The organism is Rugamonas brunnea, from assembly GCF_014042345.1.
In the GTDB taxonomy this organism is placed as follows: Bacteria; Pseudomonadota; Gammaproteobacteria; order Burkholderiales; family Burkholderiaceae_D; genus Rugamonas; species Rugamonas brunnea.
Window position 1 is genome coordinate 115756 of record NZ_JACEZT010000007.1, and the last position, 18636, is coordinate 134391.

At 67.8% G+C, this 18636-nt stretch carries 13 protein-coding genes; 10 read left to right on the forward strand and 3 right to left on the reverse strand.

All coding sequences use genetic code 11. The features are described from left to right. Window positions 1–141: 141 nt before the first annotated feature. The 3 genes from H3H37_RS12385 to H3H37_RS12395 are packed head-to-tail and all read left to right on the forward strand — an operon-like array spanning window position 142 to window position 4035. On the forward strand, window positions 142–1440 hold the full coding sequence (locus H3H37_RS12385; RefSeq protein ID WP_229218797.1) for a sensor domain-containing diguanylate cyclase: 1299 nt from the start codon (window positions 142–144) through the stop codon (window positions 1438–1440). Further along, complete coding sequence (locus H3H37_RS12390; RefSeq protein ID WP_229218798.1) at window positions 1427–3517, forward strand: TonB-dependent receptor plug domain-containing protein; 2091 nt, start codon at window positions 1427–1429, stop codon at window positions 3515–3517. The genes H3H37_RS12385 and H3H37_RS12390 overlap by 14 nt, the downstream gene beginning before the upstream one ends. Next, window positions 3514–4035, forward strand: a complete 522-nt coding sequence (locus tag H3H37_RS12395; RefSeq protein ID WP_182162843.1) for a YfiR family protein — start codon at window positions 3514–3516, stop codon at window positions 4033–4035. Before H3H37_RS12390 ends, H3H37_RS12395 begins: the two co-directional genes overlap by 4 nt. Before the next feature lie 7 nt (window positions 4036–4042). Here H3H37_RS12395 and H3H37_RS12400 read toward each other — a convergent pair whose 3' ends face one another. The 3 genes from H3H37_RS12400 to dapC form a co-directional block, all read right to left on the reverse strand. After that, the gene (locus H3H37_RS12400) at window positions 4043–5194 is read right to left on the reverse strand and encodes a PilT/PilU family type 4a pilus ATPase (protein WP_182162845.1); all 1152 of its coding nucleotides are present in this window, start codon (window positions 5192–5194) and stop codon (window positions 4043–4045) included. Window positions 5195–5285: 91 nt separating this feature from the next. Next, entirely contained in the window at window positions 5286–6113 is an 828-nt protein-coding gene (gene dapD / locus H3H37_RS12405) for a 2,3,4,5-tetrahydropyridine-2,6-dicarboxylate N-succinyltransferase (protein WP_182162847.1), read from the reverse strand. Window positions 6114–6127: 14 nt separating this feature from the next. Beyond that, window positions 6128–7342, reverse strand: coding sequence for a succinyldiaminopimelate transaminase (dapC, locus tag H3H37_RS12410; RefSeq protein ID WP_182162849.1), 1215 nt, complete (start codon window positions 7340–7342; stop codon window positions 6128–6130). A 493-nt stretch (window positions 7343–7835) separates the two neighbouring features. Here dapC and H3H37_RS12415 point away from each other — a divergent pair, with 493 nt between their 5' ends. The 7 genes from H3H37_RS12415 to H3H37_RS12445 all read left to right on the forward strand — a co-directional run bounded on the left by H3H37_RS12415 (window position 7836) and on the right by H3H37_RS12445 (window position 18628). Continuing rightward, window positions 7836–9461: a methyl-accepting chemotaxis protein gene (locus tag H3H37_RS12415; RefSeq protein WP_182162851.1), complete on the forward strand. Its 1626-nt coding sequence runs from the start codon at window positions 7836–7838 to the stop codon at window positions 9459–9461. Window positions 9462–9947: 486 nt separating this feature from the next. Beyond that, window positions 9948–11765, forward strand: coding sequence for a DUF1302 domain-containing protein (locus H3H37_RS12420; RefSeq protein WP_182162853.1), 1818 nt, complete (start codon window positions 9948–9950; stop codon window positions 11763–11765). A gap of 21 nt (window positions 11766–11786) precedes the next feature. Then, window positions 11787–13139, forward strand: coding sequence for a DUF1329 domain-containing protein (locus H3H37_RS12425; protein ID WP_182162855.1), 1353 nt, complete (start codon window positions 11787–11789; stop codon window positions 13137–13139). 125 nt (window positions 13140–13264) lie between these two features. Beyond that, window positions 13265–14254 carry a WD40/YVTN/BNR-like repeat-containing protein gene (locus H3H37_RS12430; RefSeq protein WP_182162857.1) on the forward strand — a complete coding sequence of 330 codons (990 nt, stop codon included), beginning with the start codon at window positions 13265–13267 and terminating at the stop codon, window positions 14252–14254. A gap of 81 nt (window positions 14255–14335) precedes the next feature. Beyond that, the gene (locus H3H37_RS12435; protein WP_182162858.1) at window positions 14336–16735 is read left to right on the forward strand and encodes an efflux RND transporter permease subunit; all 2400 of its coding nucleotides are present in this window, start codon (window positions 14336–14338) and stop codon (window positions 16733–16735) included. After that, window positions 16735–16971 (forward strand): recombinase family protein, encoded by a 237-nt coding sequence (locus tag H3H37_RS12440; protein ID WP_182162860.1) that lies wholly within the window; start codon window positions 16735–16737, stop codon window positions 16969–16971. The genes H3H37_RS12435 and H3H37_RS12440 overlap by 1 nt, the downstream gene beginning before the upstream one ends. Window positions 16972–16987: 16 nt before the next feature. After that, complete coding sequence (locus H3H37_RS12445; protein WP_182162862.1) at window positions 16988–18628, forward strand: 3-(methylthio)propionyl-CoA ligase; 1641 nt, start codon at window positions 16988–16990, stop codon at window positions 18626–18628. The last annotated feature ends 8 nt before the right edge of the window (window positions 18629–18636 follow it).

Below are 18636 nucleotides of genomic sequence, written 5' to 3' on the forward strand. Positions count from 1 at the left end.
GCGGCCCCGCCACGGTGCGCGCGCATTTGCGCCACCGTAGCCGGCTTTGCGCTTACAATTTCAGGCAGATTATTCCCATTGGAAACGAGCGGGGCGGGCAGCCGCCTGTCCGCCCCACGTACCTGCATCGCCCACGCCGACATGACCGACACCTCTCCATCCGCGCTGGCGCCCCGCAATTCGCTGGTACGCCGCCTGACCAGGATGAATTTGCTGGTGCTGAGCGTGACCATGCTGCTCACATTTATCCTGCTGGCCACCGCTACCTGGTGGGTGGCGCGTGCGCGCCAGATGCAAAGTGCGCAACTGAGCGCGCAACTGCTGGCCAACAGCGTGGCCCCCATGCTGGTGTTCGCGGACGCGGACGCGGCCCGCAACGAGCTGGCCGCGTTCTCGCGCCGCAGCGACCTGCTGCTGGTGCAGGTGTTGAATGAGCGCGGCGGCCTGTTCGTGCAGTGGCAGGCCGATGGCCAGCCGCAAGAGGGCGCGGCGCGCGTGCCGGCCGGCCTGGCCGCCGTCGACGCGCGCGGTGCGGCCGACACCAGCACGCTGGAAGTGTGGGCGCCGGTGCGGCTCAAAGGCGAGATGGTGGGGGCGCTGCTGCTGCGCGAAAGCCTGCAAAGCCTGCACCGGGCCGTGCTGCTCTTGACGGGCGTGGCCGCGCTGCTGATCGCCGCCGCCATCGGCATCGCCGCACGCGGCTTGAGCGTGGTGCAGCGGCGCGCGCTGGCGCCGCTGGTGGAGTTGTCCGACCTGGCCGAGCGCGTGGCGCAGGACCAGGACTACAGCCGGCGCGCGGCCGTGCGCCGCTCCGACGAAGTGGGGCGCCTGACGGAGCGCTTCAATGACATGCTGCGGCGGGTCCAGATTTCGCAGGCGGATTTGCGCCACAAGCTGGTGCAGGAACAGGCGGCCGGCCAGCAGTTGCACCAGATGGCCCACCAGGACAGCCTGACGGGACTGCCCAACCGCCTGTTCTTCCAGGGCGAATTGCAGCGCTGCCTGGCGCTCAACGGCGAACGGGGTGAACTGATGGCGCTCATGTTCATCGACCTCGATAATTTCAAGACGGTCAACGACCAGCATGGCCACGACGCCGGCGACGCCGTGCTGCGCGAAGTGGCGCGCCGCATGGCTGGCGTGGTGCGGGCCGGCGATGTGCTGTGCCGGCTGGGCGGCGACGAATTCGCGCTGATCCTGCCGGCCCTGCCGGATGAGCATGCGGCCGAGCATCTGGCGCTGCGCCTGATCGAGGCCGTGCGCGTGCCGCTGCTGGTCGATGGCCAGGTGATGCCGGTCGGCGCCACCGTGGGCCTGGCTTTCAGTCCGCTCGATGCGCATGAGGCGGGCGAACTGCTCAACGCCTCGGACCAGGCCATGTACGCGGCCAAGCGGGCCGGCAAGAACACTTACCGGAGGGCGCGCGATGCGCAGATCTGACCGTGCTGGCTGGCTGCTGATGCTGGCCGTGGCAGCCAGCTGGCCGGCCGCGCGCGCGCAAGCCGCGCCGCAAGAGCAGCAGGAAGGAGACCAGAAAGGGCAGCAGCAGGGCCTGTCCCGCAGCGAGCCGCAGGGACAGCAGCAGGGGCAGCCGTCCGGCGCTGAACCGCAAGGGCAGCCGGCCGGCGCCGATCCCACGCTGGAACAATTGCTGCGCCAGACCTTGAACGACGTGCCGCGCGCCGTCGAGGAGTCGACCTCGTCGCGCTTTGCCCAGAGCGCGGCCGACGCGCCCTCGGTGACCTACGTGCTGACGGATGCCGATATCGCGCGCCACGGCCTGCGCAACATGGGCGACATCCTGCGCAGCATGCCGGGCCTGTATGTGACCAGCGACGGCAACTTCACCTACGTTGGCGCGCGCGGCCTGGGACGGCCGGGCGATTTCAACGCGCGGTTGCTGTTCATGGTCGACGGCATGCGTGTGAACGACAACATCTACGACGCCGGCTCGCTGGGCCCGGAGTTCTTCGTCGATGTGGACCTGATCGACCGGGTCGAATACGCGCCCGGTCCCGGCTCCGCCCTGTACGGCAATAACGCCTTCCTCGGCGTGGTGAACGTCATCACCAAGGGCGCGGACAAGCTGAGTGGCCTGCAGGCGCGGGCCAATATCGACAGCGACCGGCGACGCGAGGTGCGTGCCAGTTGGGGCCAGCGCGTGCCTGGCCAGTGGGAGGGCTGGCTGGCCGCCAGCACGTTCGAGCAGGACCGGATCGCGGCCCCGTTCGAGGTGCCGGCCGCGCAGCACGACGCGCTGGCGCGGCGCAACTGGGACCGGGGCGCGCGCCTGCTGGGCATGGCCAGCGCCGGAGACTGGACCTTGCGCACCGGCGTGTCGCAGCGCGAACGCGATTTCCCTGCCTACCTGACGTCGGCCGACGACAGCCCGCTGGGCCAGCAGCGCAATGTGTACGATGGTGCGTTCGCCTCGCTGGCCTGGGACCACTCGGTGGGCGAGGACTGGAACCTGTACGGCGCCGTCGCCCTCAAGCGCAGCCAGTACCGTGACACCCATCCCTACCTGGCCGACGATGGGAGCGCGCGCGAATTCGATAATGTGGCGCTGGGGCGCTGGCTTAACGTGGACCTGCGCGTGAGCACGCACCGCTGGCGCGACCATGACCTGATGGCCGGCGCCGAGTACCAGAGCGACCGGCGCCAGGAGATCACGTCCGGCACGGTGGGGCAGGAGCCGGATGCCATCTTCTACGGCCGCAACCGCCGCCACGGGCTGTTCGTGCAGGACGCATGGCGGCTGAACGACACGCACCGCCTGATCCTGGGCTTGCGCCGCGACCAGGCCATGGTGGGCGGCGGCAGCACCAATCCGCGCCTCGCGTGGATCTGGAGCGGGGTGCCCGACGCCACGCTCAAGCTGATGTACGGCAGCGCATTCCGCGAAGCCAATCTGTACGAATACCAGGTCAACGCGCCGCAGGACGCGCCGCTGCCCACACCGGAGCGCGTGCGCACGCTGGAGCTGGCGTGGGACCACCGGCTTACCCCCCGGCTGCAATACCAGGTGTCGTTGTACGGCTCGCAGTTGCGTGACTTGATCAGCACCAACCAGGACATCGCCGTGTACGAAAACAGCAGCCTGATCCGCAATCGCGGTGCGGAACTGGGGCTGGAGCGGCGCTGGGATGGCGGCCAGCGGCTGCGCGCGACGGTCTCATTGCAGGATACGCGCGACAGCGCGGACCGGCGGCTCGAAAACTCGCCGCGCACGCTGGTCAAGCTGCTGTATGCGCAGCCGCTGCAGGGCGATGCGCTGCAGTTGTCGTGGCAGGCGTTGAGCGTGAGCCGGCGCAGCGCGTTCGAACAGGATTTGCCCGGTTACGCGCTGCTGAACGCGACGCTGCTATGGCGCCCCGGCCTGGGTACGGACGTGTCGCTGGGCCTGTACAACATAGGCAATGTGCGCTACTACGACATGCCGACCGGCGTGAACATACCGCTGCGGCAGGAGGGGCGCGTGCTGCGCTTCTCGCTGACACGGCGGTTCGGGTCATGAAGCGCGCGCGGCTCCCGTTGTTGGCCTGGCTGTCGGCTGCGCTGGCGCTGGCGTGCGCGCCCGCGCGGGCTGGCCAGGACGAGGCCGAACTGAAGGCCGCCTTCATCCACCGTTTCGCCCAGCTGACCCAGTGGCCGCCGCCGCCGCTGCGCGAATTCACGTACTGCGTGGCCGGCGATGCGGCGCTGCAGGAGGCGTTGCGGGCCATGGTGCAGCGGGCCGGCGGCGCCATCCCGACCCGGTTGCAGGCGCTGGGCGAGCCGCAGCGCGCCGCGCAGTGCCAGTTGCTGGTGCTGGGGACGAGCGAGCGTGGCCAGTTGCGGCGCTGGCAGGAAGCGCTGGGGGATGATCCGGTGCTGGTGGTGGGCGACAGCGCGGAATCGTTCCGCAACGGCGCCGTGATCGGGCTGGTGATCGAACCGAACGGTCTGGCGTTCCGCATCAACCACACGGAGGCGCGCCGGCGCGGCCTGGCGCTCAGCTACCAGATGCTCAAGCTGGCGCGCGAGGTGAAATAAGCACGCGTCAGGTGTTGAGCGTGAATTCCGTGAACGAGGTGTCCGATGCCGGCTTGGCGGGCGCCTCCGGTTCGGATGGCGCCTGGGCCAGTTTGCTGTCCGGGCCGTTATTGAGCAGCCAAAGCAGGTTGGTGGCCGAATCGGCGTTGGCCAGCGCTTCCTCCTGGCTGACGGCGCCGTCCTTCACCAGCTTGAGCAGCGCATGTTCGAATGATTGCGAGCCGGGCGACATGCTGTTGTCCATCGCTTCCTTGATCTGGCCGATCTCGCCTTTCTCGATCAGGTCCGCGATGTGGCGCGTGTTGAGCATCACTTCCACGGCGGCCGTGCGCATGCCGCCATTGATCGAGCGCACCAGGCGCTGCGACACGATGGCCTTGACGGTGGAGGCCAGGTCCTGCAGCAGGGCGGGGCGGTTCTCGATCGGGTAGAACGAGATGATGCGGTTCAGCGCGTTGTAGCTGTTGTTGGCGTGCAGCGTGGCCAGCACCAGGTGGCCGGACTGCGCGTAGGCCAGCGCAGCGGCCATGGTTTCCTTGTCGCGGATCTCGCCGATCAGGATCGCGTCGGGCGCCTGGCGCAGCGAATTGCGCAGCGCCGTGGCGTAGTCCTTGGCGTCGCTGCCGATCTCGCGCTGGTTGACGATGGACTTCTTGTTCTTGAACAGATACTCGATCGGGTCTTCGAGCGTGAGGATGTGGCCGGGCCGCAGTTCGTTGCGGTGGTCCAGCATGGAGGCGATGGTGGTGGATTTGCCCGAGCCGGTGGAGCCGACCAGCAGCAGCAGGCCCCGTTTTTCCATGATCAGGTCCGACAGCACGGGCGGCAGCCCCAGTTCGCCCAGCACGGGGATGGTGGCCGGCACGAAGCGGAACACGGCCGAAATGCTGCCGCGCTGGCGGAACGCCGACAGGCGGAAGCGCCCCAGGTTGGGCACGGAGATACCGATGTTGAGCTCATTTTCCCGCTCCAGCTCCGCCATCTCGGCCGCGCTGCACACTTCCGACAGCAGCACCGTGACGTTGTCCGGCTCCAGTTTCTGCTGGTTGATGGGGATCAGGTTGCCGTTGATCTTGATGTGGACCGGGGAATTGACCGCGAAGAACATGTCCGACGCGTTTTTTTCCTTCATCAGCTGGAACAGGCGCTCCATCGCCATGGCGTTCTCCTCGTGTGGTGCGGTCGGGCGCCGCGCGCGCGGTGCGTGTGCAGCCGGCGCGCGCGGGCAGGTGCGGGGCTAAGCGTGGGGCTTAGATACCGCGCAGCAGTTCGTTGATGCCGGTCTTGGCGCGGGTCTTGGCGTCCACGCGCTTGACGATCACGGCGCAGTACAGCGAGTACTTGCCGTCGTCCGAAGGCAGGTTGCCCGACACCACCACCGAGCCGGCCGGCACGCGGCCGTAGGTCACTTCGCCCGTGGCGCGGTCGTAGATCTTGGTCGACTGGCCGATGTACACGCCCATCGAGATCACCGAGTTTTCTTCCACGATCACGCCTTCCACGATCTCGGAACGGGCGCCGATGAAGCAGTTGTCCTCGATGATGGTGGGGTTGGCCTGCATCGGCTCCAACACGCCGCCGATGCCCACGCCACCCGACAGGTGCACGTTCTTGCCAATCTGGGCGCACGAACCGACGGTGGCCCAGGTGTCGACCATGGCGCCTTCATCGACGTAGGCGCCGATGTTGACGTAGGAAGGCATCAGCACCACGTTCTTGCCGATGAACGAGCCGCGGCGGGCCACGGCTGGCGGCACCACGCGGAAGCCGCCCTTGGCGAAATCGTCGGCCGTGTAGTTGGCGAATTTGGTGGGCACCTTGTCGTAGAACTGCATGGTGCCGTCCGATGGCATGGCCACGTTGTTCTCCAGGCGGAACGACAGCAGCACGGCCTTCTTGACCCACTGGTTGACGATCCACTCGGCGCCCGGCTTCTCGGCCACGCGGATGGTGCCCGCGTCCAGGCCAGCGATCACGTGGGCGACGGCGTCGCGCAGCTCGGCGCTACCGTTGGACGGGTTGATGTTGGCGCGGTCTTCCCATGCCTGGTCGATGATGTTCTGGAGTTGTTGGCTCATGATGTGGTTCGCTTTTAAGGATTCAGGGTTTTGCAGAATTGGACGATGCGCCGCGCCGCCTCCAGGCCTTCCTCGGTGCCGGAGACGAGCGCCATGCGGATGCGGTTGCGGCCCGGATTGAGGCCGTGCGCCTCGCGCGCCAGGAAGCTGCCCGGCAGTACCGTGACATTATATTCGGCGTACAGGCGTTGCGCGAATTCCGTGTCCGACAGGCCGGTGCGGCTGACGTCGGCCCACAGGTAGAAGCCGGCGTCGGGCAATTCCACCTCCATCACCTCGCGCAGCAGCGGGGTGATGGCGGCGAACTTGGCGCGGTATTGGGCGCGGTTCTGTTCGACGTGGGTCTCGTCGTTCCAGGCCGCGACCGACGCAGCCTGCACGGCGGTGCTCATGGCGCTGCCGTGATAGGTGCGGTACAACAGGAATTTTTTCAGCACGTCGGCGTCGCCAGCCACGAAGCCCGAGCGCATGCCGGGCACGTTGGAGCGCTTGGACAGGCTGGAGAACACCACCAGGCGTGCGTACGGGCGCTCCACCGTGGACAGGCCCAGCATGTGGGCCGCCTGCAGCGCGCCCAGTGGCGGTTCGTCGCCGTGGTAGATCTCGGAATAGCACTCGTCGGCGGCGATGATGAAATCGTAGCGCTCGGACAGGGCGAACAGGTGCTCCCAGTCGGTCAGCGTCAGCGTGGCGCCGGTCGGATTGCCGGGCGAGCACACGTACAGCAGGCGCACGCGCTGCCACACCTCGGCCGGCACGCTGTCGTAATCGCAGCCGAAGTTGCGGGCCGGGTCGGAATTGACGAAGTAGGGCGTGGCGCCGGCCAGGTAGGCCGCGCCCTCGTAGATCTGGTAGAACGGATTCGGGCACACCACCAGTGCATCGGCGGCCGGGTCGATCACGGTCTGGGCCAGCGCGAACAGCGCCTCGCGCGAACCGTTCACGGGCAGCACCTGGGTGGCGCGGTCCAGCGCCGGGATGCCGTAGCGCCGCTCCAGCCAGCCGGCGATGGCGCCGCGCAGCGCTTCCGTGCCGATGGTGGTCGGGTAGTTGGCCAGGCCGGCGATGTTGTCGATCAGCGCCTGCTGGATGAACGGCGGCGTGGGGTGCTTGGGTTCGCCCATGCCCAGGCTGATGGCCGTGTGCTGGGTGTTGGGCTGGACCTGGCCGAACAGCTGGCGCAGTTTTTCGAACGGGTAGGATTGCAGCTTGTCGAGATGTGGATTCACGTGGCGGACCAAAAAGCGGAGCAGAGTTAAAAACGCGCGGCGCGAACGGCAAACGGGAACGGCGCGAACAGCGGAACGGCGCGGCGGCGGGTCGGGCAGGGCAGCCGGGCTCGGTTCAACTTTCCATTATAGCGTCTGCGGCAAGAGTTGGTGGGACGCCGCGCCGCGCCGGGCAACAGGGCATCACTTGCACGCCCGCTTTGGCCAATAACATTATGAATAGTATGGGTATTTCGCTTCCCGTGACAGCCATTTGTCACTTGCTGACACGGTCGCCGCCACGCCACAGTGGCCGTTGACAGCGCGCCACCGGCAGGCAGACACTGTACTTGCTGCACGGAAAATAACAACTCAAAGCAAATAGCCGTGCGGCCGGCGGTGCGGCCGGTATGGGCCAGCCCGCGCCGCCGCCATCCATCGTCTGCGCCTGCCGCGATCGTGCAGCCGCGCCCACCGAGCGCCAGCGCGCTGCGGCCCGACCATCAGGACGATCATGCGCACCAACCTTCCGGTAAGCCAGCGCGCTTACACCTTCCCCGCCGACCAGACCATCGTCTCGGTGACCGATACCAAGGGCCGCATCGTGTACTGCAATCCCACCTTTGTGGATATCAGCGGCTTCACGCACGCGGAGTTGATGGGCCAGCCCCACAACATCATCCGCCATCCGGACATGCCGGCCGAGGCCTTCCGCGACCTGTGGGATACGCTGCAGGAGGGGCGGCCCTGGAGTGGCCTGGTCAAGAACCGCCGCAAGAACGGCGACCACTACTGGGTGCTGGCGCACGCCGCGCCGATGATGGACGGTGGCCGCGTGACGGGCTACCTGTCGGTGCGCACGGCGCCCGATCCGGCCGCCGTGGCCATGGCCGAAAAGCTGTACGCCGAAATGCGGGCCGACGCGGCCAGCGGCCATCCCACCATCACGCTGCGCCACGGCCGTGTGCTGCGCGCCGGCCTGCTGAACCGGCTGCGGCGCCAGCTCACACCATCCACGCGGGGCCGCATGCTGGCGCTGCAAATGTTGGCGGCGGCCTGCCTGCTCGGGCTGGCGCGCAGCGGCCTGCCCCTGTGGCTGCAGGTGGTCGGCGCCGCGCTGGTGGCGGGGGCGGCCACGGCCCGCATGTGGCACCTGAACGTGGCGCCGCTGCGCGCCGTGCTGCGCGACGCCAACCAGCTGGCGGCCGGCGACCTGGCGCACACGGTCAGCACCGGCGCCAGCGGCACGGTGGGGCAGTTGCAGCGGGCCTTGCTGCAGATGTCGGTCAACCTGCGCGCCGTGGTGCGCGATGTGCGCGACGAGGTCGATCATTTGCGCAGGAGCGTGCACGATATCGCGGCCGGCAATGCCGACCTGTCGTCCCGCACGGAAGCGCAGGCGGGCAGCCTGCAGCAGATGGCCGCCGCGCTGGCCGCCATCAACGACAAGGTGCGCGAGGGCGCGCAAGCCGTCAGCGCGGCCACCGGCCTTGCCGGGCAGACGGGCGCCGTGGCGCGCCGCAGCGACGAGGCGGTGGACGCGGCGGCCCATGCGATGACGGACATTTCCGCGTCGTCCAGCCATATCGGCGAGATCATCCACCTGATCGAATCGGTGGCGTTCCAGACCAACCTGCTGGCGCTGAACGCGGCGGTGGAGGCGGCCCGCGCCGGTCCGGCCGGACGCGGCTTCGCTGTGGTGGCCACGGAAGTGCGCACGCTGGCCCAGCGCACCTCGGCGGCGACCCAGCAGATCAAGCAACTGGTGGCCGAGTCGGCCGACCACGTGCGGCAGGGCGCCGGCCGCACGGACGAGGCGCGCGCCCGCATGCGCGACGCCGTGCAGTCGGTGACGGAGCTGGCCTCGGTGCTGGACGGTATCAGCGACGCGGCCCAGTTGCAGCAGGCCAGCATGGCCGAAGTGCACGCCGCCGTCGGCCACATCGACGCCATGACGCAGCAGAACGCGGCCCTGGTGGAGCAGCAGCTAGCGGCCGCCGGCGCCTTGTGCGAGCAGGCCGACAACGTCAACGATTCGGTGCGCATCTTCCGCCTCAAGGCTGGCGAGGCCACCGTGGCCGAGGCAGACGCGCCGGCCCTGCGCCGTGCCGCGCGCACCCGGCTGGCCAGCCCGGCCTGAACCCCAACTGAGCCCCGACTGAACCCGGCCTGAGCCTGGCCCAAGCCAAGTTGAGGCTAGCCTGGCCTGGCTTGGCTTGGCTTGGCTTGGCGGGGCGGGGCGCCCCGCAGCGGCGCCATCCCACCCACTTTCCCGTCGACGTGACGCCCGGTGCCCGTGCATCGGGTGGGCACGTTCACGTGCCGGTGCAGCGCTGTGCATCAGGCGCCACAAGCATGTGTCGTGTCACGAAATGCGAAGCGTGCGTCGTGAAATGGAAACATGTTTTTTCGCTTTCAATCCTATGATGAGTCATCGCTGACCCGGACCGGACAACATAGCCCGGCCAGGACAGCGGGGCTCAAACGATGAGGAGACAGCATCATGCCCACGCCCCCTCGCCAGTTGACGCACCCGCCTTCAGCCACGGAGTTGCCGCCCAAGCGGCAAGCAAGCAGCACCGTACCAGCAGCGTTTAATACAACAAAATAGAGGAGCAGGCGCAGCATGAAATCAGCACAATCCACCCATCCATTGGCAATGACCGCACTGGCAGCGGCCCTGTGCGCGATCGGCGCGGCCCACGCGGCGGAACTGGACACGGGCAACCCCGATGTCGCCATCCGCTTCGACAACACCATCAAGCTCAATGTCGGCCAGCGCGTGAACGGCCAGGAAGCGGCCCTGCTGAAATCGGCCAACTACGACGACGGCGACCGCAACTTCAACAAGGGCCTGGTGTCCGAGCGCGTCGACTGGCTGTCGGAACTGGACATCGTGTTCCAGCAGAAGATGGGCATGCGCGTGTCGGCCGCCGCCTGGTATGACCGCGCCTACGACAGCCTGGACAACACCAACGTGGCCAGCTCCAACCACCGCGAGAACGGCAAGGCGGCGCTGGGCATGTCCGACTACGCCAAGCGCTACCACCGCGGCTCGGGCGAGATCCTGGACGCGTTCGTGTTCTCCAATTTCGACGTGGCCGAGGTGCCCGTCAACGTCAAGGTCGGCCAGCACACGCTGTACTGGGGCGAGAGCCTGCTGTCGCCTATCCATGGCGTGAACTACGGCCAGTCGCCGATTGACCTGCTCAAGGGTTATTCGGTGCCCGGCACGGACGCCAAGGAACTGTTCCTGCCACGCCAGGCCATTTCGGCCCAGGCGTCGCTGACGCCGGAACTGGGCATCGCGGCCCAGTACTTCTTCAACTGGAAGCCGGCCCGCCTGCCTGAATCGGGTTCCTTCCTCGGTTTCTACGACTACGCCTTCCAGGGTGGCGAATCGTTCTTCCTGGGCCCACTGGGCGCGCCCGCCATCCGCCGCGAAGATAGCAAGGCCCCCAACACGGGCGACTGGGGCCTGGCAGCGCGCTGGAGCCCCGACTGGCTGGACGGCACGGCCGGCGCCTACGTGCGCCGCACCTCGGACCTGCTGCCGCAGGCGAACGTGCGCCTGGCCGGCTTGCCGGCGGCCCTGTTCGGCGCCAACGGCGCGGCCGTCTGCAAGGCCGCCATCCCGGGCGCCGCCGTGGTGGGCAACAACTGCCTGTTCTACCCGACCGCGCTGGGCGCCACCAGCCAGTACCAGTTCGAGTACGCCAACCACATCGACGTGCTGGGCTTCTCGCTGTCCAAGAGCGTGGCCGGCATCGCCGTGGGCGCCGACCTGTCGTACCGCCACGATATGCCGATCTACAGCACGCCGGCGCTGCTGATGCCGGCCGGGACCAGCCCGGCCATCGTGGCCGCGCTGAACGCCAAGGTCAACCCCACGCTGGTGGTGAAGGCGGCCGACCTGCCGCAGCAGGGTGAGGTGAGCGGTGCGCGCGGCAACACCATCCACGGCGTGTTCAACCTGCTGGGCGCGCTGGCCAAGACGCCCATCTCCGATTCGGCCACCTGGGCTGCGGAACTGGTGTGGAACCGCATGTCCGGCATCACCCAGGGCGCGCAGTTCTACCGCGGCCGCGACGACTACAAGGGCGTGGACAAGCCAACCCGCGATTACTTCGGCCTGGCCCTGACGTTCACCCCGACCTGGTTCCAGGTGCTGCCGGGCGTGGACATGTCCGCTCCGCTCAGCTACTCGGTGGGCCTGAAAGGCAATTCGAGCGTGCAAGCCGGCGGCAACAAGGGCGCCGGCAACTACGCGGCCGGTGTGGCGTTCGACGTTCGCCAGAAATACCGCTTCGACATCAAGTACGTCAATTTCTTCGGCCCCCTGGTCACCGACCCGGCCACCGGCGCCGTCACCTCGTTCGGCGGCGTGACCTCGCTGTTGAAGGATCGCGGCTTCCTCGCCGCCACGTTCAAGACCACGTTCTGATAACAGACAGGAGACAACACCATGTTCAAACTCACCATCATGGCTGCCGCACTGGCGGCGGCAGCGGCCGCCCAGGCCAGCGTATCGCCCGACGAAGCCAAGCAGCTGGGCACCACGCTGACGGCCGTGGGCGCGGAAAAAGCCGGCAACAAGGACGGCACCATCCCCGAATACACGGGTGGCCTGACGGCCGCGCCGGCCGGCTTCGTCAAGGGTAGCGGCATCCGTCCCGACCCGTATGGCGCCGACAAGCCACGCCTGGTCATCACCGGCAAGAACCTGGCCGGCCAGGAAGACAAGCTGACGGCCGGCACCCGCGAGCTGCTCAAGCGCTTCCCCACCTTCCGGGTGGACGTGTATCCGACCCACCGTCCGGTCACCCTGCCCAAGGCACTGCTGGACAACACGGCCAAGAACGCCATCAACACCAAGGCCGTCGACGGCGGCGTGGGCGTGGAGAATGCGCTGGCCGGCGTGCCGTTCCCCATCCCCAAGAGCGGCTACGAGGTGATGTGGAACCACCTGCTGCGCTACCAGGGCCACGCGCTGACCACCAAGTATGAATCGTGGAACGTGGACGCCTCGGGCGTGCCCAGCCTGGCCACGGCCGGCGAGATCTACGAGGAGTTCCCGCTGTCGGACCCCAAGCACACGGAAGTGGCCAAGCAGACCGACGTGTTCTTCCGCACCAAGCTGACCTACCTGGCGCCGGCCCGCCGCGCCGGCGAAGGCCTGATGGCGTTCGATGCCGTCAACCCGGTGGCCCAGCCTCGCAAGGTATGGCAGTACCTGCCCGGCCAGCGCCGCGTGAAACTGGCGCCGGACGTGGCCTACGACACGCCCAACCCCGGTTCGGCCGGCGCGTCCACCTATGACGACGCCTGGGTCTTCAACGGTGCGCTGGACCGCTTTGACTTCAAGCTGATCGGCAAGAAGGAAATGATCGTCCCTTACGGCGAATACAAGCTGTTCGCCGCCAAGGTGGCCGCCGACGTCACCAAGCCGAACCACCTGAATCCGGACTTCGTGCGCTGGGAACTGCACCGCGTGTGGGTGGTGGAAGCGACGCTCAAGCAGGGCAAGCGCCACATCTACGGCAAGCGCACCTTCTACATCGACGAGGACAGCTGGGTGGCGCTGGCTTCGGACCAGTACGACGCGCGTGGCCAGTTGTACCGCTCCTCGTTCGATCACCTGATCTACGCCTACGACGCGCAAGCGACCTACACCGGCAACCACGTGATCTACGACTTCGTGAGTGGCGCCTACAACCTGACCGGCATGTCCGGCCCGTACGGTGGCCTGAAGTACATCGACGCGCTCAAGCCGACCCAGTGGTCGCCGGAAGCGCTGGCCGGCGCCGGCGTGCGCTGACCTCCCGGGTGGCCGATGGCGCCGGACAGGGCGCCCGGCCACCAGCATTGTTTTCTCGTTTGACTGCCGGCGGGCGTTGCTTCCGGCGCCGTGGTGGGCTGGCAGTCTTTTTTTGAGAGCTAGATATGAACCGATTTTCACGCGCCGCCGCCGGCGTAATGGCGGGCGTCACCCTGACGCTGCTGATGGCGGCCCAGGCCCAGGCGGCCCCGTTCGCCGATCCGCTCGACACGCCGGCCATGGCCAGCGCGCTGGCGCCGCGCGCGCTGCTGAACGGCCTGGCCCACGCCGGCAAGCGCATCGTCGCCGTTGGCCAGCGCGGCCACGTGCTGTATTCGGACGACCAGGGCGGCCACTGGAGCCAGGCCCGCGTGCCGGTGTCGACCGACCTGGTGGCGCTGGTGTTCCCCACCGAACGCGAAGGCTGGGCCGTGGGCCACGACGGCGTGGTGCTGCACAGCGCCGACGCCGGCGCCACCTGGGAGCGCCAGTTCGACGGCCGCAAGGACGCCGAGGTGGGCGACAAGCCGCTGCTGGACGTCTGGTTCGACGGGCATGGCCACGGCCTGGCGGTGGGCGCGTTCGGCCTGGCACTGCGCAGCGACGACGGCGGCAAGAGCTGGCAGCACTGGGAGAGCCATTTGGACAACCCCAAGGCGCTGCACCTGAACGCGATCCGCAGCGTGGGCGGCGAGCTGTATATCGTGGGCGAGCAGGGCCTGATCCTGAAGCGCGGCACCGACGGCGAGCGTTTCGAGGCCGTGCCTTCCCCTTACCAGGGCAGTTTCTTCGGCGTCACCGGCGGCAAGGACAGCTTGCTGGTGTTCGGCCTGCGCGGCACGGCCCTGCACAGCGCCGATGGCGGCAAGCACTGGGAGCGCGCCAACACCGGCACCCAGACCGGCCTGACCGCTGGCCTGGCGCTGGCGGACGGCTCGCTGCTACTGGTGAGCCAGTCCGGCCAGCTGCTGCATAGCGCCGACGGCGGCGCCACCTTCCAGGCCCAGCCCCAGGTCAAGCCGGGGCCTGCGTCGGCCGCATTGGTGGCGGCGCCGGGCCAGTTGCTGATCGCCGGCGCGCGCGGCGCGCGGCTGCAGGCGCTGGCCACCAGGTAGATCTGCCGCAACCACAAGATAGCCAATAAAACCGACCAGAGCCGGGCACACCCGGCCGGCCAATTTACGAGGAACGAGACAATGGACATGTCAACCGACGGGATCGACACCATGCCGGTCGTGCGCGATCTGGCGCATTTCGACCAGCGCTCCGGCAATTTGCTGGAACGGCTGGTGTTCAACAACCGGCTGTGGATGATCGTGCTGTGCACGGTCGTCACGGTGGTGCTGGGCGCACTGGCCGCCACCCGGCTGCACCTGAACGCCAGCTTCGAGAAGATGCTGCCGCAGGGCCAGCCCTACATCCAGAACTATCTGCACAACAAGGACGCCTTGCGCGGCCTTGGCAACTCGCTGCGGGTGGTGGTGGAGAACCCGCAGGGTGACATTTTCGACCCGCGCTACCTGGAAGCGCTCAAGCAGGTCAACGATGAACTGTTCCTCACGCCGGGCGTGGACCGGGCCTGGATGAAGTCCATGTGGACCCCGTCCGTGCGCTGGAACGAAGTGACGGAGGAGGGCTTCCAGGGCGGCCCCGTCATGCCGGACGGGTATGACGGCTCGCCGCGCAGCGTGGAGCAGCTCAAGATCAACATCGCCCGTTCCGGCATCGTGGGCAGCCTGGTGGGCAACAACTTCAAGTCCACCATGATCTTTGTGCCGCTGCTGGACAAGGACCCGGCCACCGGCAAGGCGATCGACTATTCCGAGCTGGCGCACGCCATCGACAAGACGGTGCAGGCGCGGTCAAGCGGCGCCTATCCGGTGCGCATCCACGTGATCGGCTTCGCGGAACTGATCGCCGAACTGCTGGCCGGCATGGCCAAGGTCATCATGTACTTCGGCGTGGCCGCGCTGGTGGCCACGGGCGTGATCTTCGCCTACACCCGCTGCGTGCGCTCCACCGTGCTGGTGGTGGCCTGCTCGCTGGTGGCGGTGCTGTGGCAACTGGGCCTGGTGGCTGCGTTTGGCTTCGAGCTCGATCCGTTCTCCATCCTGGTGCCGTTCCTGGTGTTCGCCATCGGTGTCTCGCACGGCGCCCAGAAGATGAACGGCATCATGCAGGACGTCGGCCGTGGCACGCATTTGCTGGTGGCGGCCCGCTACACCTTCCGCCGCCTGTTCCTGGCCGGCCTGACGGCGCTCTTGGCCGACGCCGTCGGCTTCGCCGTGCTGATGACCATCGACATCCCCGTGATCCGCGACCTGGCCATGACGGCCTCCATCGGCGTGGCGGTGCTGATCTTCACCAACCTGCTGCTGTTGCCGGTGCTGCTGTCCTATGTCGGCGTGTCGGCCGCCGCCGCCAAGCGCTGCATCCGCGAGGAGCATGACGAAGAGACGGGCCACGGCCTGGGCAAGCTGTGGCTGATGCTGGACCGCTTCACCGAACCGCGCTGGGCCGGCATCACCGTGGCCGTCACGCTGGCGCTGGCCGTCGGCGGCTTCATCGTCAGCACCAACCTGAAGATCGGCGACCTCGATCCGGGCGCGCCCGAACTGCGCGCCGAGTCGCGCTACAACCGCGACAACGCCTACATCACGGCCAATTATTCGCTGTCGTCCGACCAGTTCGCGGTGATGATCAAGACCGCGCCCGAAGGCTGCCTCAAATACGAAACCCTGGTCGAGGCGGACCGCCTGGCCTGGGCCTTGCAGCAGGTCCCGGGCGTGCAGACCACCGTGTCGCTGGCCGACGCCGTGCGCCAGGTCACGGCCGGCACGTCCGAAGGCAGCCCGAAATGGCTGACCATCTCGCGCAACCAGGACGTGCTCAATTACGGCGCCCAGCAGGCCTCCGTCAACAACCCGGACCTGTTCGACCGTGGCTGCTCGCTGATGCCCGTGATCGCCTACCTGGCCGACCACAAGGCCGAGACGCTGGAGCGCGTGGTGCAGGCGGCCGACGCCTTCGCCCAGGCCCACAACGGGCCGGACCGCCAGTTCCTGCTGGCCGCCGGCAGCGCCGGCATCGAAGCGGCCACCAACATCGTGGTGCGCGAGGCCAACCACAAGATGCTGCTGTACGTGTACGCGGCCGTGATCGTGCTGTGCTTCGTCACCTTCCGCAGCTGGCGCGCCGTGCTGGTGGCCGTGCTGCCGCTGGTGCTCACCTCCATCCTGTGCGAAGCGCTGATGGTCATGCTGGGCATGGGTGTGAAGGTGGCCACGCTGCCGGTGATCGCGCTCGGTGTCGGCATCGGCGTTGATTACGCGCTGTACCTGGTTTCGGTGCAGCTGGTGCAGCAGCGCCAGGGCCAGTCGCTGGCCGAGGCCTATCGCCACGCGCTGCAATTCACCGGCAAGGTGGTGGCGCTGGTGGGCGTGACGCTGGCGGCCGGTGTGGTGTGCTGGGCCTGGTCGCCGATCAAGTTCCAGGCCGACATGGGCATCCTGCTCACCTTCATGTTCACGCTCAACATGATCGGCGCGCTGGTGCTGGTGCCCGCGCTGTCGCATTTCCTGCTGCGTAAGGCCTGATGCCGCCGGATGCACCTTCCCCTTGCGGCGTGATGGCGCCGCCGGAGCAGGCCCTGGTGGCCGAGCTGCGGCGGCTGCGGGCGGCGGGCGCCTCGTTCGGCGCCATCGCCGCCGCCATGAACCGGCGCGGCCTGCGCGGACGCCTGGGCGGGCGCTGGTTCCCCGCCACCGTGCGCCGCTACCTGCTGGCATCCAAGCCGCTGCCCGCGCGCGCGACCAAGAATTCAGTCAAATAAAACCAAGGAGTCTGCAATGCTAGGCCTGATGCAACATCAATCGTTGCTGGTGTCTTCGCTGATCGAACACGCCTGTCTCAACCATCCCGAACGCGAGATCGTCTCGCGCAGCAGCGAAGGACCGCTGCAGCGCAGCACCTACGGCTCCGTGGCCCGGCGCGCGCGCCAGATGGCCAACGCGCTGACCCGCCTGGGCGTGCAGCCCGGCGAGCGCGTGGCCACCCTGGCCTGGAACGGCTACCGCCACATGGAGCTGTACTACGCCGTGTCGGGCATGGGCGCTATCCTTCACACGATCAATCCGCGCCTGTTCGCCGAGCAGATCACCTACATCGCCAACCATGCGCAAGACCAGTACCTGTTCTTCGACATCGGCTTCGCCGGTCTGATCGAACAGCTTGCGCCCAGCATGCCGGGCGTGAAGGGCTTCATCGCCATGACCGACCGCGCCCACATGCCGGCCGCGAACATCCCCAACTTGCTGTGCTACGAAGAACTGATCGCTGGCGAGAGCGAGCAATACGTGTGGCCCGAGTTCGACGAAAACAGCGCCGCCACCCTGTGCTACACCTCCGGCACCACGGGCCACCCCAAGGGCGTGCTGTATTCACACCGCTCGACGGTGTTGCACGCGATGGCCGTGTGCAGCACGGACGGCCTGGCCGTGTCGGCCGCCGATTCGGCGCTGGTGGTGGTGCCCATGTTCCACGTCAACGCCTGGGGCATGCCCTACGCGGGCGCCTTGTGCGGCGCCAAGCTGGTGCTGCCCGGCCCGCAGATGGACGGCAAGAGCATCTATGAGCTGATGCGCGACGAGCGCGTGACCTTGTCGCTGGGCGTGCCCACCGTGTGGCTGATGCTGTTCCGCCACGTGGAGACGCAGCAGCTGGACCCGCGCGCGGAACTGTGCATGACGCGCTGCGTGATCGGCGGCGCCGCCGCGCCCTTGTCCATGATCGAGCAGTTCGAAAGCCGCTTCGGCGCCACCGTGATCCACGCCTGGGGCATGACGGAGATGTCGCCGCTGGGCACCGTGTGCAAGCTGCTGCCCAAGCACGCGGCGCTGCCGGCCGCCGAGCGCCACAAGCTGCAGATGAAGCAGGGCAGGGCGGTGTTCGGCGTGACGCTGAAGATCACCGACGACGACGGCAACGCGCTGCCGCACGACGGCGTGGCGTTCGGCCACCTGAAAGTGCGCGGCCCGTGGATCGCCAGCGGCTACTTCGGCGGCGAAGGCGGCCAGGTGCTGGACGAACAGGGCTACTTCGACACGGGCGACGTGGCCACCATCGACGCGGATGGCTACATGCTCATCACCGACCGCGCCAAGGACGTGATCAAGTCGGGCGGCGAGTGGATCTCGTCGATCGACCTGGAGAACGCGGCCATGGACCACCCGGACGTGGCCGAAGCGGCCGTGATCGGCATCGCCCACCCGACGTGGCAGGAACGCCCGCTGCTGGTTGCCGTGCGCAAGGCCGGCCGCGACGTCACGCGCGACGAACTGCTGGCCCACCTGGAAAGCCGGGTGGCCAAGTGGTGGCGTCCGGACGACGTGGTGTTCGTCGAGGAACTGCCGCACACGGCCACCGGCAAGTTGCAGAAGATGAAGCTGCGCGAGATGTTCCGCGACTACCGCCTGCCCGGCCAGAACTGAATCCACCG

Excerpts from the sequence above, each read along its gene's own strand:
- H3H37_RS12420 (WP_182162853.1), top strand. The coding sequence starts at position 9,948 with ATGAAATCAGCACAATCCACCCATCCATTGGCAATGACCGCACTGGCA.
- H3H37_RS12430 (WP_182162857.1), top strand. The coding sequence starts at position 13,265 with ATGAACCGATTTTCACGCGCCGCCGCCGGCGTAATGGCGGGCGTCACC.
- H3H37_RS12385 (WP_229218797.1), top strand. The coding sequence starts at position 142 with ATGACCGACACCTCTCCATCCGCGCTGGCGCCCCGCAATTCGCTGGTA.
- H3H37_RS12400 (WP_182162845.1), bottom strand. The coding sequence starts at position 5,194 with ATGGCGATGGAGCGCCTGTTCCAGCTGATGAAGGAAAAAAACGCGTCG.
- H3H37_RS12445 (WP_182162862.1), top strand. The coding sequence starts at position 16,988 with ATGCTAGGCCTGATGCAACATCAATCGTTGCTGGTGTCTTCGCTGATC.
- H3H37_RS12435 (WP_182162858.1), top strand. The coding sequence starts at position 14,336 with ATGGACATGTCAACCGACGGGATCGACACCATGCCGGTCGTGCGCGAT.
- H3H37_RS12425 (WP_182162855.1), top strand. The coding sequence starts at position 11,787 with ATGTTCAAACTCACCATCATGGCTGCCGCACTGGCGGCGGCAGCGGCC.
- H3H37_RS12395 (WP_182162843.1), top strand. The coding sequence starts at position 3,514 with ATGAAGCGCGCGCGGCTCCCGTTGTTGGCCTGGCTGTCGGCTGCGCTG.
- dapD (WP_182162847.1), bottom strand. The coding sequence starts at position 6,113 with ATGAGCCAACAACTCCAGAACATCATCGACCAGGCATGGGAAGACCGC.
- H3H37_RS12390 (WP_229218798.1), top strand. The coding sequence starts at position 1,427 with ATGCGCAGATCTGACCGTGCTGGCTGGCTGCTGATGCTGGCCGTGGCA.
- H3H37_RS12415 (WP_182162851.1), top strand. The coding sequence starts at position 7,836 with ATGCGCACCAACCTTCCGGTAAGCCAGCGCGCTTACACCTTCCCCGCC.
- H3H37_RS12440 (WP_182162860.1), top strand. The coding sequence starts at position 16,735 with ATGCCGCCGGATGCACCTTCCCCTTGCGGCGTGATGGCGCCGCCGGAG.